The 15,220-nt window shown below is 38.8% G+C and carries 17 protein-coding genes; 8 read left to right on the forward strand and 9 right to left on the reverse strand.

What is annotated here, in order from left to right; translation table 11 throughout:
- Positions 1-192 precede the first annotated feature (192 nt).
- Entirely contained in the window at positions 193-660 is a 468-nt protein-coding gene (locus FBF83_RS14350; protein ID WP_136947855.1) for a divergent PAP2 family protein, read from the forward strand.
- 391 nt (positions 661-1,051) lie between these two features.
- Here the strand turns inward: FBF83_RS14350 and FBF83_RS14355 are convergent, their stop codons facing one another.
- On the reverse strand, positions 1,052-1,282 hold the full coding sequence (locus FBF83_RS14355; protein WP_136947856.1) for a hypothetical protein: 231 nt from the start codon (positions 1,280-1,282) through the stop codon (positions 1,052-1,054).
- A gap of 153 nt (positions 1,283-1,435) precedes the next feature.
- Here FBF83_RS14355 and FBF83_RS14360 point away from each other — a divergent pair, with 153 nt between their 5' ends.
- A complete protein-coding gene (locus FBF83_RS14360; protein ID WP_136947857.1) occupies positions 1,436-2,575 on the forward strand; it encodes a DEAD/DEAH box helicase in 1,140 nt (379 codons plus the stop codon).
- 137 nt (positions 2,576-2,712) lie between these two features.
- Here FBF83_RS14360 and FBF83_RS14365 read toward each other — a convergent pair whose 3' ends face one another.
- Positions 2,713-3,099 (reverse strand): response regulator, encoded by a 387-nt coding sequence (locus FBF83_RS14365; protein ID WP_240688106.1) that lies wholly within the window; start codon positions 3,097-3,099, stop codon positions 2,713-2,715.
- A gap of 285 nt (positions 3,100-3,384) precedes the next feature.
- On the opposite strand from FBF83_RS14365, the gene FBF83_RS21295 reads away from it, so the two are divergent.
- Complete coding sequence (locus FBF83_RS21295; RefSeq protein ID WP_255436133.1) at positions 3,385-3,513, forward strand: hypothetical protein; 129 nt, start codon at positions 3,385-3,387, stop codon at positions 3,511-3,513.
- Between the two features lie 68 nt (positions 3,514-3,581).
- Here the strand turns inward: FBF83_RS21295 and FBF83_RS14370 are convergent, their stop codons facing one another.
- From FBF83_RS14370 to FBF83_RS14385, 4 genes are all read right to left on the reverse strand, one after another.
- Positions 3,582-4,217 carry a YtxH domain-containing protein gene (locus tag FBF83_RS14370; protein WP_136947858.1) on the reverse strand — a complete coding sequence of 212 codons (636 nt, stop codon included), beginning with the start codon at positions 4,215-4,217 and terminating at the stop codon, positions 3,582-3,584.
- A 2-nt stretch (positions 4,218-4,219) separates the two neighbouring features.
- The gene (locus FBF83_RS14375) at positions 4,220-4,660 is read right to left on the reverse strand and encodes a DUF948 domain-containing protein (protein WP_136947859.1); all 441 of its coding nucleotides are present in this window, start codon (positions 4,658-4,660) and stop codon (positions 4,220-4,222) included.
- Between the two features lie 89 nt (positions 4,661-4,749).
- On the reverse strand, positions 4,750-5,304 hold the full coding sequence (locus FBF83_RS14380) for an HD domain-containing protein (RefSeq protein WP_136947860.1): 555 nt from the start codon (positions 5,302-5,304) through the stop codon (positions 4,750-4,752).
- Entirely contained in the window at positions 5,291-6,481 is a 1,191-nt protein-coding gene (locus tag FBF83_RS14385) for a DUF418 domain-containing protein (RefSeq protein WP_169525491.1), read from the reverse strand. Before FBF83_RS14385 ends, FBF83_RS14380 begins: the two co-directional genes overlap by 14 nt.
- A 279-nt stretch (positions 6,482-6,760) precedes the next feature.
- On the opposite strand from FBF83_RS14385, the gene FBF83_RS14390 reads away from it, so the two are divergent.
- Both FBF83_RS14390 and FBF83_RS14395 read left to right on the forward strand, forming a co-directional pair.
- Positions 6,761-7,297: a sigma-70 family RNA polymerase sigma factor gene (locus tag FBF83_RS14390; protein ID WP_240688107.1), complete on the forward strand. Its 537-nt coding sequence runs from the start codon at positions 6,761-6,763 to the stop codon at positions 7,295-7,297.
- A 12-nt stretch (positions 7,298-7,309) separates the two neighbouring features.
- Positions 7,310-7,921, forward strand: a complete 612-nt coding sequence (locus FBF83_RS14395) for a hypothetical protein (RefSeq protein ID WP_136947862.1) — start codon at positions 7,310-7,312, stop codon at positions 7,919-7,921.
- A gap of 36 nt (positions 7,922-7,957) precedes the next feature.
- Here the strand turns inward: FBF83_RS14395 and FBF83_RS14400 are convergent, their stop codons facing one another.
- Together FBF83_RS14400 and FBF83_RS14405 are read right to left on the reverse strand one after the other, a co-directional pair.
- Positions 7,958-9,253 carry a DUF2254 domain-containing protein gene (locus FBF83_RS14400; RefSeq protein ID WP_136947863.1) on the reverse strand — a complete coding sequence of 432 codons (1,296 nt, stop codon included), beginning with the start codon at positions 9,251-9,253 and terminating at the stop codon, positions 7,958-7,960.
- 116 nt (positions 9,254-9,369) lie between these two features.
- A complete protein-coding gene (locus FBF83_RS14405) occupies positions 9,370-9,930 on the reverse strand; it encodes a methyltransferase family protein (protein ID WP_136947864.1) in 561 nt (186 codons plus the stop codon).
- Between the two features lie 414 nt (positions 9,931-10,344).
- Here FBF83_RS14405 and proB point away from each other — a divergent pair, with 414 nt between their 5' ends.
- From proB to FBF83_RS14420, 3 genes are all read left to right on the forward strand, one after another.
- Positions 10,345-11,487, forward strand: coding sequence for a glutamate 5-kinase (proB, locus tag FBF83_RS14410; protein ID WP_136947865.1), 1,143 nt, complete (start codon positions 10,345-10,347; stop codon positions 11,485-11,487).
- A gap of 111 nt (positions 11,488-11,598) precedes the next feature.
- A complete protein-coding gene (locus tag FBF83_RS14415) occupies positions 11,599-12,861 on the forward strand; it encodes a glutamate-5-semialdehyde dehydrogenase (protein ID WP_136947866.1) in 1,263 nt (420 codons plus the stop codon).
- Between the two features lie 379 nt (positions 12,862-13,240).
- The gene (locus FBF83_RS14420) at positions 13,241-14,350 is read left to right on the forward strand and encodes an NADH:flavin oxidoreductase (protein ID WP_136947867.1); all 1,110 of its coding nucleotides are present in this window, start codon (positions 13,241-13,243) and stop codon (positions 14,348-14,350) included.
- Positions 14,351-14,457: 107 nt separating this feature from the next.
- On the opposite strand, the gene FBF83_RS14425 is transcribed toward FBF83_RS14420, so the two are convergent.
- The gene (locus FBF83_RS14425) at positions 14,458-15,099 is read right to left on the reverse strand and encodes a YczE/YyaS/YitT family protein (protein WP_136947868.1); all 642 of its coding nucleotides are present in this window, start codon (positions 15,097-15,099) and stop codon (positions 14,458-14,460) included.
- Positions 15,100-15,220 lie beyond the last annotated feature (121 nt).

Below are 15,220 nucleotides of genomic sequence, written 5' to 3' on the forward strand. Positions count from 1 at the left end.
CCTGAAATTTTCCTCCTTCGCTCTTTATTACCATCATATGTAAACAAACAACTTATGCGATTATGAACCCATGCGACCACATGAAAACAGGCTATATCATTAGCGCTACCTAAAACTCATTAAAACCCTGGTTTTTGAATTTTTTTCTTCTCATTCATAATAATGACCTATTATTGTAAGAATAACGATGAGGTGAATGTGATGAATCGAGGTATTGGTACAGCGCTCTCCGCTATCTTACTAGCACAGGGACTGAAGATTGCAACCTATAAAGTTACAAAAGGAAAGTGGGACTGGAGACCATTTTTTCAGACAGGTGGTATGCCTAGTTCCCACTCCGCTGGAGTCTCAGCACTTGCGACATATACAGCTTTAAAAACAGGTAAACAATCAGTTGAAACGGCACTAGCTGTCGTATTTGGCGTAATCGTTATGTATGACGCTCAAGGCATCAGAAGACATACAGGGGAAATTGCCAGACTTGTGAATGATTTGGACGAGGATTTTGAATTATTATCAGGTCACTATCCTGATCTATTTCATGCAAGGAGAGATGTGGAGCTTAATGAATTGCTTGGTCATCAGCCTGTAGAAGTTGGAGGTGGCGCAGCTCTCGGTATTGCGTTAGGGTTGATTGGATACTTTTCAGGAAATAAATAACAATCATGTTGACAATAATAGAGAACCGTGTATAATGTGTAGTTGGGGTAACAAAAACCCGATATTAACAACTAGCTCCTTTAAAATAAGGAGAACTAAAATTCATAACTGGAAAGGTATGAACAGCATGATTCTAATGGGCTTGTATCAAGTTAATGGCCATACTACAATTGCTGTTGATCCTCCTCACTCGCACTGGCGCGGCTTCGGAGCCGTAAGGATGGAAGAGAGGTAGGGCTTTCGTTGTTTGAGAGATCAACAGATCTCTATGGTATGTTTACCGCGGCAATGAAGGAGTTACTGTTAATAACTAACGATCGTTATATATAAAACGAAGAAAGAGCGCATCCAAGCGATGCGCTCTTTGTTAATTTAAAGGGGAATGCTCTAATTACTTCTGAGCCATGATATTAGCAAGAACACTTCCCGTATAAAAAACAGATGATATGATTGCGGAAATTCCAAATGCACCCATAGCAAAGATCCACCTTAGTGGATATGGTTCTTCAATCGTTGCATAATCTGGCAAGTAATTGCCAAGTGTAATTCCGATATATAGAGCAACAACAATTCCTGCTAGTAGTGTATATACTGACATCTTCCTAAGTAAATATCCGTTCACGTTGCTAACCTCCTTTGTATCTATTATTCCCTTTACATATTGGGCGAAACATGAACTCTTACCACTAGCATCAGAAGGACCTATCATCTGAACGAATGACAAAACCGCATCTATGTTAAAATAAAGTGCACATGATAATAAAGGAGTAAACATATGAAAATGTTCGATCATATTCCATTTCTTTCAGAGAATTGGCAAGCTGCAGGATTTACTGAACTGTCACAGGTTCAGGAGAAAGCCATTCCTAGAATCATGGATGGCGAAGACCTACTTGTAGAAGCACCAACTGGAACTGGTAAAACACTTGCTTATCTTCTACCAATTATCCAAAAAATGGATCCTGAAAAAAATAAGACTCAAGCTATTGTACTTGCCCCTACACGGGAGCTTGCTATGCAAGTATTTGAAGTATCACAAGGTTTCTTAAAAGGTAGCGGAATGACAGCAGCCTCACTCATTGGTGGTGCTGCAGTGAAACGCCAGTTAGAAAAACTTAAAAAGCATCCTCAACTTATTGTAGGAACGCCAAATCGTATCGCTGAATTAATCGATATGAAGAAACTTAAAATGAACGAAGTGAGAACAATTGTTGCAGATGAAGCCGATCAGGTTCTTCATCCTTCTACAATTGAAGATGTTTCATACATTTGCCAGTCTGCACTTCGCGACTGCCAGCTCCTTTTCTTTTCTGCTACCATTAGCGATAAAGTACTCGTTCAGGCGAAAAAACTTTCTGATAACCCGCAAGTCTTAAGCATAGCGGCTACAGACGAAGAAAAGAAAGCGATCGATCACAGTTATTACGTTACAAACCGACGAGAAAAACCTGAACTACTAAGAAAGCTTGCACGTCAAGAAGGTGTGAAAGCACTAGCATTCGTTAACAATAGCAATTATCTTTCACGTCTTAAAGATATACTCGCTACTAAGAAAATCTCATTCGATGTGCTAGATAGTTCAACGAACAAAACAGAACGCAAAAACGTACTAAATCGTTTTCGAAATGACCAGATTCAGCTACTTCTTACAACCGACCTTGCTGCTAGAGGACTAGATATTGACAACATTACTCACGTCTTCCATTATGATTTGTCAGAAGACGCTAGAACCTACCTCCATCGTTCCGGTCGTACAGGGCGAATGGGAAAAGAAGGCTCAGTTGTGACACTCCTTCTCCCTGGAGAAGAAAAGTATCTTGAGAAAATTACCCAAAAGCTTGAGCTTGAACTTAAAAGAAAGAATGCACCAAAACCAGCTAACAAATCAATTAACAAGCGCGGAAAAAGTAAATAAACACGAACTTAAAATAAAAGCTGTCTCTAGTCGGTCGACTAGAGACAGCTTATTTTTTCTAACCCTTATTATCAATTTTTATTGAGGCTACATTCATTTGAAAACCTGCTTCTACTATAAATCAGGTCCTTCAAACCTTATTTTGAGCGTACCAAATCTTTCGCATCGAGAGGAATAACACGTTTAACAGTTCGGCATACTTCTTCAATATCAAACGGTTTAGCAAAATGAGTAATCGCACCTAAATTCATAAATTCTTGCACAAGTTTTAGTTCTCCATAAGCCGTCATGAAAATAACCTGGACTTTCTCATCGAATTTCTTCAAGGCTTTAAATACTTCTAATCCATCCATACCGGGCATTTTTAAATCGAGTAGGACTAAATCAGGACATTCTTGTCTTACAAGCTCTATCGCAGTCATTCCATTTGCAGCTTGAAGCGTTTGATAACCTTCCTTTTTAAAAACCTCGCTCAACAAAACACGAATCCCATACTGGTCGTCCACAATTAATACCTTTTTCATCCTTATGCCCACCTTTTTTGCGATATAGTCTCAGATCATGCGACTTCCTATCATTATTGTGCATCAAAAAATGGGCTGTGAAAATAACTTCGTCGAAACTAGTCATGAGATTACAAATTCCGCACATTTTCGTCCCATCTATTGTTCATTATTAAGAAATGAAAGCGTTTTATTAAGAAATAAACGACTTTATTACCATTTTCTAACTTTTGTGGAGATTTGCGTTTTAAGTTATGGCAAAGGGGAACAGTCTAGTAGAACAATATTAGGAGGCGTTAGGTTACCATGATTGGTCCAACCAAGCAGGACATCAAGCAAATCGAGAACAAAGCCAAGCAAGATCAACAGGAAGCATTAAAAGCAAGAAGTGTTGTGAAAGAAGCTACTAAAGTAAACTCGATTCACCACTCCTAGACGTGCAGACGAAATTGACCTTTTCAAAAAAAGCCAACCGCCATATATGGCGGTTGGCTTTCTAACGTTTAACGTTTACGCTTTGTACGTTTTAATTCTAGTTCAGCTGCTTCATCAAGTGTTTCGGGATGATCAGGATCTTTTTCTAACGTGCGCTTAACATCAGCCTTGATCACGTCATCCATCGTCTCTGCTCCCTCAGTTTCGACGATGATTTTCTCTACATCACGCTCTACAATGGTTGAAGCTGGAACTTCTGTTTCATCAAGCTCAGCAGCTCGCTTTACAGAATAACCACTAGCAGTTGCTGCCGCTTCTTCTTCAGGCGAACTCGTATCGCCCTTCCTATTCTTCACTTTACTTACTAAATCATTAGACTTTGTTTTCACTGTTTGTGCAAAAGCTGTCGACTTGTCTTTCACATTACCTGATACTTCAACACTTTTGTCTTTAGCTTTTGTCACGCCACCACTAATGTCATTTCGAAGGTCTTTCCCAGCTTTTGGTGCAAGTAGCACACCAGCTGCTGCGCCTACAACGCTACCAGCGATAGCAGCGATGGCAGGTGCCTTGAAATGTTTCTCAGGCTTTTCTGGAGCGGATTTATCAATTGTGATAACCTCTCTTGTTGATGATGAATACCCTTCTGGAGCTGGCTCGTGTTCAACCTTCACATCATGATTAGACGAGTTTGATTTCTTCATTGTTATCCTTCCTCCTTGGCCAATTGTATGTTCCTTTTCTTCATTCGATACTTTTCCCACATTGCTAGAGCAGTACTACCCCAATTCGCCGCCTCGGCAGCCTTTCCCTGCTTAGCATCCACACCTTTTTCTAAAGATTGTCCAAATTTGGAAAATGAGTTACTGAGATGTTGAAGTGATTCTCCCGTTTCTTTTACAGATTGAAAAACTGGTGAGAATTGTCCAACCTTCGTTTGAACATCATCAGCAAGTACATTAGTTTTGTGAAGAATCATTGTTGTTTCCTTTGTTAAGCCATCAATTTGTCCTTGAAGAGAGTCAATTGTTTCAGCTGTGTTTGAAAGTGTCTTTTCAGTTGACTTAAGAACTTTAATTAGAAACACACTTAACACAGCAAACACTAATGCGATAGCTGCTACAGCCACATATAATATTATTTCCATGATGAATCCTCCTACTATTTGAGTATAGTTACCAATACCCTTCGGTAAGAAAGATAATCGTTGAATTTCTGTTAAAAATTTTCCTGAACTCACTTATGAAAAACTGCAAGAATCGTTTCCTGCAAGTTTTCAAATAAAGGATAACAAGCTTCTTCTGATGAAAGGTTCATAATGAGACTTGAGTAGACAGAGTCATAATACCACTGTTGTTTATCTCGCCCTCGAGTAAACCGATCCCATACTGCTGATCCTTCACGGGCGAAATCTCTTTGAACGGTTCTCAAATTATGTAATTTATCTGCACAAGTAATTTGTTTTACTGAAAACGATGCTGTTCTTAGTTTTTTTATTGTATGAAGTTTCCTCTCTTCCCACTCAAGACTTTTATCTGGTTCAGAACACTCTAAAACGAGGTTTGCAACGACTTCTCCGAATTCATCTTTTAAGTTAGCAAATGTGAGTGCCGTATCTTCAATGACATCATGCAGAATCCCAGCTGCTACAACTTCTTCTGTGGAACCTGACTCTAGCAAGTAGAAACCAACTGTTACGGGATGAGATAGATATGGTAATGACGATTTTTTTCGATATTGTCTGTCGTGCGCGGTAGCAGCTAGTTCAATAGCTCTTTCAATGATTTTCATGAGACATACCTTCTTTCTTATTTCTTTTAATGGAGAACCTCTTTTGATACGTTCCCATTCTCCAGATCCATTCAACAGGTCCGTATTGAAATGAATTTAGCCAACTTCTGCTCCCTATCACTTGTAAAATAAAGATGCCTATTACTAGAGCAACTCCTGTACTTATTTCGATGCTTCCATACAACCCAAACCCATAATGGTAGAAAAGCAAAGTGCCAATAATTGATTGCAAGAGATAATTGGTTAGAGCCATTTTACCAACCCATTCAAAAGGCTTTATTCTTCTGCCTGAGTAATACAGTAACGATAGGCATGATAGATAGAATAAAGATACGAGTGGTCCACCAAGACTATCTTGGAGATGTGTAAAAGCATAGGAATCGAACAGAAATGGACTAATTTTAATAGCGAATCCAAGTGCTCCAAGGAGCATCAATTTCTTTACGAACGGAAGATGAATGACATCCCCATTGAACCACCCTTTTTTGGAAAACCCTGCACCAAATAAGAAATAAGGAAAGATCGAGAACAATAGAAAGGCTCCGTTTAGACCACCATTTACATAGTACCAGTCACTGAGACGCTGGCTCATAATTTCAAGGTAACTACCAGATCCATATACTAGAATAGAATGTTCTATCGCAGAAGGGTTATGCGTTGTTAAATCCGCGTTACTGAACGGAAGCATGAGAAGAAAAAGAATAATCACATAGAAAAGCCAGAGTACAAGGCCGATTTGTATCAATGCCTTGCCTTTCAGTCGAACAAAGAAAAGGAGCAAAAATCCACATAAGCTATAAGTAAATAGAATGTCACCGTGCCAGATAAAAGTAAAATGTATGACACCAAGTGTAAATAGAAACAGTAATCTTCTAACCATAACCGATCGAAACGGCGCCCCTCTTGCAGTGAGGCGATTTCTTAAAATAAGAAACCCGTAACCAAAAAGAAACGAGAAAAGAGGATAAAAGCTTGCTTGTGCAAATAGATCGATTGCATTCATGAGAAGTTGATTCCAATGGTCCCCCCAATAACCGATTTGATCGATATACATCCATGGTGAATGAAAATCAATCATATTAACAAAGAAAATACCAAGGAGTGCGAGGCCTCGCATTGCATCAATGGAATGTATTCGTTCGTTAGGTGCGATAGGAGCTAAAGCTGATTTCGTCATCTTGTTCATCCTTTATTAATATGTATTGTGCTTCTCATTATCGTTCCACAAACCTATGTCTTTTTCCTGGCTTCACCACACCCCTTTCTAGGTACAATTAACCACAAGGAAGAGAAGATACTCCTTTTTTTATTTAAATTCAGGAAAATCCACCCAGTTTTATCCATTCTATTCTATAATAAACGCATGCCTACAAATTATGGAAATACACACAAAATGAAACCCTTCATGCATGACCATCGTCATTTGTGTTGAAGGGCTGAAGAGGGAGGGCCAGCCTTGGGGAAAAGAGAATTCACAGCTCATACAGACATTGACCTCACGAATAAGGATGCGGTCCTTGAAACGATCATGGGTGAATATGGAGAAAGTGTTGTTTGGCTTGCTTATAGTTATTTAAAAGATAAAGCGAAGGCAGAAGATATTGCCCAGGAAGTTTTTATCATATGCTATACAAAACTCGATAGCTTCAATAATGAAGCATCACTCAAATCCTGGGTGCTAACGATTACTGCGAATAAATGCAAGGATGTGCTTAAAAGCTGGTCCCATCGAAATATCGTTTTCGCACAATCATTACTTTCAACATTTAAACACCAGGATTCTTCACCTGATTTCCAATTAGTTGGTTTAGAAGAGAATCAAGAGCTAACAAAAAACATTCTTAAATTACCAATTAAATACCGAGAAGTTATATTCCTGCATTATTTCGAAGACTTGAAAGTCCAAGAAATCAGTGACTTTCTATCAATTAAAGAAAACTCAGTTAAAACAAGACTTAGACGTGCAAGAATACTTCTGAAAGAAATGTATTAAGGAGGGGTGACAATGGATGAGAAGCTAAAAAACCTTCGTGTTAGAATGACCGATACAAAAGCCGTCACCTTTGATCACCGTCACAAGAACCGTGTTCGAACGAGTCTCAAAAATAATGCCCCAACCAAACAAGGGTTTTTAAAAGTTATTCAAGAAAGATTTCCTGCTTTTCTTACATATATTGTACTCCTAGTCATGTTAAGTGGCACTGGACTTTTCGCCTCTATTGAAATGGGAATTCTATCTCATGAGAGTAAAACTGCAGAAATGAAACAACAAGTGACTCCATCAAAAGAAGAGTTGTATACAAATATTTCACAATCATTAGAGTCAATCGATAGTGAAAATGATCGTGAGCAAGTTAGAGCATTTACTGAATCCTACCTTACTAATTTTGATAACTGGAGAATAAGTGACATGAATGCCGACTATAAAAATCATAACGCTATCCTTGCTCAGGGTAGAATAACGGAAGGTTTTTTTGACAAAACAACTTTTAGTATATGGCTCGAACCTGATACAGGACTTCCTCTTGAATTTGTCATTCGAAATCAAGAAAGTAGTGTTCTAGAAGAATTCCAGCTTTCTCGTGACACGGTTGCGAAATCTTATAAACAAAAGTAAAGACTTCTGTTACGATCAACAGAAGTCTTTATCATTTTATAGCTTACATATCTTATTAAGTTCATTGGAAGTATGTTGTAATAACTCACGATCTAGGTCAGGAAATTCATTAAGATCAATACTATTCATTACATAAGAATGAAACTTTTGAACATCCCGCTTGATCTCTTCTTTTTGCCCATCGGCAGTTAGAATTAATGCATCCAATATCCCATTTAACATAGCTACGTCATCCTGACCGTAATGTCTAATTTGATAAAAAGATTTATAGAGATATTGAAAGAATGGTTTTGGTTCTGTTAATACACGAAGATTCCTTTTATCATCAAAGAAAGCTTCTTTAGGATGATAAGTATTTCCAATCCTCGAAAGAATGGTTCCAATCCGATTTGTACAGTTAATCGCAGTATGTGGATCATTAACTGATGGCGAAATTGCTCTAAGTGCGATTTCTACAAGCTTTTGAATAGAAAATTCTAAATCCTGATCATTAATTCGTTCTGTTCCAATGGCAATTGAATTTATAATGTTGTTTTCAGAGAAAGAAGATGGATCAGCCGTCCAAACCGTCGCTAATCTGGTTCCAGGATTCACGTATCGCCCAACATCCGCGTCTATTCGAATGACGCTTTCACTTTGAGTTGCAACTTGAATCAACTTTTTGTATGGAATGAGCTGAATATAGCCCATTTTTTTGCTATAAATCGGCCAACCTTCATCTTCATTTAACTCTTTTTTCTCCCAGCTATCCCACTTTTCGAACGGCTCACCTTCATGCAATTCGCTTTTATTTTCAACAAGAGATAGTGATTTTCTTGCAATTTTTTCGATTAGATTGTTCACTTGAACAAATGCAGCAGAGTGATGGATAAATAGAACAAAGAACAATAAACAAGTAATTGCAAGAATAACAGTTAACAATGGCGAAACAATAATACGGCTTTCTTTCCCAGTAAGAAGAAGTAAATTAACTAGAGCAAAAACAAATCCCGCTACGAAGATACCAAGAACATGCTGTGTAAAGCGATCTGAAATGAAATCTTGGAGAACCCGTGGGGAGAATTGAGACGAATAGGTTGTTAGCACAACCATAATAGATGAGAACGAGATCGTCGTCATCGTTAGGATTGCGGTTACGAGCGGTCCGTATAAAGATTGTGCAACCTTTTCAGTTGATAGCAATAGCTTAGGTAATTGCCCGTTAAGTTGTGAGAAAATCATGAGATCTGCCCATGTACTCAAGGCAACAACAACGAGAGAAATTAATCCGTACACAACAGGAAGAAACCAAAAGCTATTCCGTAAATTAATAGATGTTTTGGATAAGTTCATAAAGGTAATTCCTCTTTCATAAGTATGTCGTCCTATTCTTGTTCCCTAATTCATTCAACCTAATCCCGTTTAGCTAAAATGCCTTTCATTTCCACCAATCCACTATGAGTTAAACCTCAATAAATAAACGGTACAAGCCGATAACGATCTTTCCCCCATTCACGATAAGATTCTCCAACAGATTCATAAAGCATCCGTTCTTCTAGGCGTATGCGAAATAGTAGCGCAGGAATAATCAATAGGACTGCTACAATCACACCACCCCACGCTCCGATATAAATTGGGATTCCTATTGTACTCAGAAGAAGTCCTGTATAAAGGGGATGTCTTAACAGTCGATAAGGACCGGAACTAACAAGATCTACTTTACTCTCCACAATAACGTTTCTTGAGAAGAAATGACCGAGCTCCTGAATTCCCCAGTATCTCAAGCCAATCCCTCCTCCATATAGAAGCAATCCGATTACATTCGTAAGCGCACTTGTATTAAATAAGAAAAGATCTAGCTCACGAAAGGAGAGCGTAGCAGCGATTGATGAGATAATCATAAAGAGAATAAGTAAGAAGGATCGATTCTCAATTGATGATTCACTCGTGCTTTGTTTCCCTCGCTTCATAATAAACTCCCCTACCCATAAAGCTGTAAATAGAACGAATACAGTATCAAAGATATTCATATCCCCACCCCTTTCCCCGTCTTTATGAGCAGTATATCAAACTTCATAACCCCCTGTCTGATACAAGTGTGGCGGCAATGTATAAAATACAATGTTTATTCATCCCATTAATGAAAACCCTTACATTTTGCGTTTTATCAACTTTTCAACTATGCAGTGATACGAATATTTTGGATATAAATGTTAAAAGAATACGTTTTCCAATCTTTATATATAGTGCTAAGGCTCCTTCTCATCTTCTAAGCGTATGTTAAGTTAGCTTAGAACTCACATCGTCCATATTCTTAGTTATTCTCCATGTATTCGGACTATTTGGGCAGGTCATGTTGTAAGGATATAGGCGTTTGTTATACTCGTAGAGTCAGTTGATTAAACGAAATCACACATTTAACGGCAAGTTATAGGAGTGAAATGATGAGTCTAAACGACGAAAAGAAACGAATCGTAATTAAAATAGGAAGCAGCTCTTTAACGAGCAGACTTGGAGACATTAGCCGAAGAAAACTTGAAAAACTAGTTGATGACATTGTTATGCTTAAAGATGAAGGACATGAAGTTCTACTCGTATCATCAGGTGCAGTAGCCGCTGGTTACCGTCGACTTGGTTGCCTTGAACGTCCAACATCACTTTCAGAAAAACAGGCCGCGGCATCAATCGGTCAAGGACTGTTAATGGAGGCTTATTCAGAACGGTTCATATCTCACGGCTACACTGCTTCACAAATTCTGATTACGCGCAGTGACTTTTCTGATCGAAAAAGATACAACAACGCAAGAAATACCATTAATGTATTGTTAGAACGAGGAATCGTTCCTATCGTTAATGAAAATGATACTGTAACTGTAGAACGATTGAAATTTGGAGATAATGATACACTTTCAGCAAAAGTTGGAGCGCTTGTAAGTGCAGATCAACTCATTATTCTATCTGATATAGATGGTTTATATGATGATGATCCAAGAAATAATCCTGATGCTAAGCTACTCGAGCACGTAACAGAAATTACACCTGAAATTGAAGATTCAGCTGGTGAGCCCGGAAGCTCAGTAGGTACAGGAGGCATGAGATCCAAAATCGATGCTGTCAAAATAGCGATGGCTTCAGGTACGCCATCTTTCCTTGGTAATGCAACAACAAAAGGCATTATTTATGATGCAGTACACGAAACAGCAAAAGGAACGTACTTTACACCTGAAGGACAAGCAGAACTTGATAACAAGAAACAGTGGATTGCATTTAACTCTGGTCCTGAAGGCGAAGTTATTGTAACAGATAAAGCAAGCTCAGAAATTTCCGAACATGAACGAAGCCTACAACCAAAAGGTGTTCATTATGTACACGGACACTTCAAACCAGGTGCAGTTGTAAAACTCACTGATATGGATGGAGAAGACATTGGAATTGGCGTAACAAACTATTCTTCCAAGCATCTGAAGATGATCAAAGGATTATCAACAGATGAAATTTCGGAACTCATTGATACCTCAGTTAAAGAAGCTGTTCATATTAATGACTTTGTTTACCACGATCAATTAGCTATTCCACTCGGATCATAAAACGACGTCAGAGGGGGGACAATCACTCCCTCTATTCGTTTGTTAATGCAAAGAAATTTTACTAGCCACTAAAATGATTTAAAATAGAAGAAAAAATATAGGAGGCGTTTGATGACTACTCTAGATCGTACAGTCAATGTAAAGGAACAAGCAAAGAAAGCACAGGTAGCTTCTAAATCTCTTTCCCTACTAACAACGGAAGAAAAGAATGAGGCTTTACTCATTATTGCAGATGAACTTGAAAAAGAAACAGAGTTTATTCTTAACGAAAACAAAAAAGATTTAGATCGCGGTACAGAGAAAGGATTCACTGAAGCGTTTATGGATCGTCTTCGCTTGACTGAAGAGCGTGTAAAAGATTTCGCAAATGGTCTTCGTGAAGTTGCAGAGCTTGAAGACCCTGTAGGAGAAGTTATTTCCGACTGGAACCTTGATAATGGCATGCAGGTTGAACAAGTACGCGTACCTCTTGGTGTTATTGGTATGATCTATGAAGCTCGTCCAAACGTAACAGTAGATGCAACTGGTCTAGCATTGAAGTCTGGTAACGCGATCGTGCTTAAAGGTGGTTCGAATGCGCTTAATTCCAATAAAGGCATTGTACGCGTCATTCACGAAGCACTTCCAAAAACAAAAATTTCTGCTGAAGCCGTTCAGTTAATCGCAACGACTGATCGTGAAGCAACAAGTCAGCTTTTCACTATGAAAGAGCATATCGACGTACTCATTCCTCGAGGTGGCGGAGCGCTTATCAACACTGTTGTTAACAATGCAACTGTACCCGTGCTTGAAACAGGAGTTGGGAACTGCCATATCTATTTCGATGAAACAGCTGAACCAGAAAAAGCGATTAATATTCTTATTAATGCAAAGACTGATCGTCCTGCTGTATGTAATGCGGCAGAAACACTTATCGTGCATCATAAGTGGCTTGAAGAGAACAAAGACCTTCTAGAAAGATCACTTGCTGATCACAACATTAAAGTGCATGGTGATGATCACATTGTGAACACGTTTAAAGATGCAGTACCAGCAGATGAAGATGACTGGAGCAACGAATATCTTGGTCTTGAGATTGCAATTAAAACAGTAAACAATACTCAAGAAGCGATTGACCATATTGAAATGTATGGCACAAAGCACTCTGAAGCAATCATTACAGAAGATGCTAAATCAGCTTCACTTTTCCGTAATCTTGTAGATGCTGCAGCAGTTTATCACAATGCTTCTACTCGTTTTACTGACGGATCTGCATTAGGCTTTGGTGCAGAGATTGGTATTTCTACACAAAAGCTTCATGCTAGAGGGCCAATGGGATTACCAGCTCTTACAACTATCAAGTATTGCATGACAGGTACAGGTCAAATTCGATAAAATTTTTCAGAGATAACTCCTTTTTATGGAGTTATCTTTTTTTAGGCTTTTTTCGTAGACAATGTTGCTAGAAAACAGATGATTTTCGCTACAGGATGCTCGCTTTCCTTGATGCGGGACGCTTGAGCCTCCTCGTCGCTAGCACTCCTGTGGTGTCCCGCTAGTCCCTCAGGAGTCGAGCAACTTTCGCTCCAATCAGCGAAGTGTGGCTTTTAATACTTAAATTCTTTTAAAAGCAACAATATTATCTATCTGATTTACTCGGTATGTATGAAGGGTGTAAAAATGTGGAACCTATTGTGGTGAGCATAACCTTCGTTTAATGGGAATGTATCCCCTATAATGAGTACCGTAATGACTTAGAGAAGGGATGAGATCAATGGCACATGAAAATTTATATACACCTAACCAATTAGGAAAGCTTTCATTGAACAATCGCTTTATCGTTGCGCCAATGACAAGAATTACGGCAACAGATGATGGTAGCGCAACAACAACAATGCGTGATTATTATGAACGATTTGCAAAAGGCGGTTTTGGTGCTGTCATTACAGAGGGCATCTATACTGATGAATTATATAGCCAGGGGTATTTAAATCAGCCTGGCCTTACAAATAAAAACCATGTAGAAACATGGAAAAACGTCGTTTCTGCTGTTCATGATTATGATACAGCAATCATTGCTCAATTGATGCATGCAGGAGGTCAAAGTCAAGGGAATGCTTATACTGACGTAACTGTAGCTCCGTCAGCAATCCCACCAAAAGGTGAACAGCTTGGTTTCTATGGCGGTTCAGGTACATTCGATGTTCCGAGAGCACTAACGCTCGATGAAATTGAAGAAATTCGACACTCTTTTGTTCAAGCAGCTCGCAATGCTAAAGAAGCAGGATTCGATGGTGTAGAAATACACGGTGCGAACGGCTACCTACTTGATCAATTCTTAACTGATTACCTAAATGAACGCGACGATGAGTACGGTGGTTCACTCGAAAATCGCTTGAAACTAATCGTTGAAGTAATTAAAGATGTTAGAAATGAAGTAGGAGAAGACTTTACTGTAGGCATTCGCCTTTCTCAAATTAAAGTCGCTGATCCTGCTTATAAATGGCCTAATGGTGAAGAATCAGCGAAGACGATCTTCTCTACTCTTGAGCAAGGATTGGATTATATTCACGTTACGGACCCAGATGCTACTCAACCTGCTTTCGGTGAAGGAACAAAGTCTTTAACCGCAGCAGCGAAAGCATTTAGTAGCTTACCAATTATTGCAAATGGTCAGCTTGGTGACCCGGATAAAGCAAGCGAGCTCATCGATCATAGAGATGCAGACTTTGTAAGCCTTGGTACAAGCGCACTTGCTAACCCTGATTATCCTAATCGTCTTGCAAGCGAAAATGAATTGAATACATTTGATTTCGAAAGTACACTCCTTCCACTTGCTTATATTAAAGAGCATGAAGTTAAAGCGGAAATTATTAAAGCATAATCACGAAATAATCCCTCTCCAAAACTGGAGAGGGATTTAGTATTTTTTGCGCCATAAATTAATGACAAAAGAAAAAAGCTTACCATCTCTGGCAAGCTTTTACTTCATTAATAGGAAGACTCTTTGGGTGAAGTTGGATGTTGATACGTTAGCATAGCTGAAAGCATCGTTTTGCATTGTGGAATTGAAAAACGAAGAATGTTACCAAGCATAAAGGCAATAACAATACTTCCGACCCCAACAGGTCCACCAAGTGCCCATCCTAGCAACAAGACGACAACTTCAATTCCATTCCTAACCCAATCAATGCGCCACCCTGTTTTCTCGACAATGAGAAGCATAATCCCATCTCGTGGACCGGCTCCTAGCCCCGATGTGACATATAATCCAATGCCATATCCGAGGACGATAACACCTACAACATAAACAATCCCCTGTACAACTAGTGATTCTGGAGAAGGTAGAACATATAGAAATAAATCAATAAACATTCCGAGAAGCAGCATATTCAAAAATGCGCCTAACTTCGGATACGTTTTTGTATAAAGTGAAGTGAAGCCCAGTAGGATAAAACCGGTAATAATAGACCAGGTTCCTATTGTTAATCCAAACTGTTTATATAAACCATAATGAAATACATCCCAGGGGCCTATTCCAAAAGCTTTTCCCTTAATCGTCATGGCAATTCCAAGACCGAGAACGGCGAGACCTATGAAAAAGAAGCTCCACCGAATAATTGTATTACGCATAAAATGGCTCCTCTCGTGCACAACAAATTCAAACCTTTGAAACTATATCACACGATAGAAAACATAAAAACCACCCGGAAAACTAGGTGATTCTAGTAGATTACGAACACATTTACTAGAA

Source organism: Guptibacillus hwajinpoensis (assembly GCF_005144865.1).
In the GTDB taxonomy this organism is placed as follows: domain Bacteria; phylum Bacillota; class Bacilli; order Bacillales; family Guptibacillaceae; genus Guptibacillus; species Guptibacillus hwajinpoensis_A.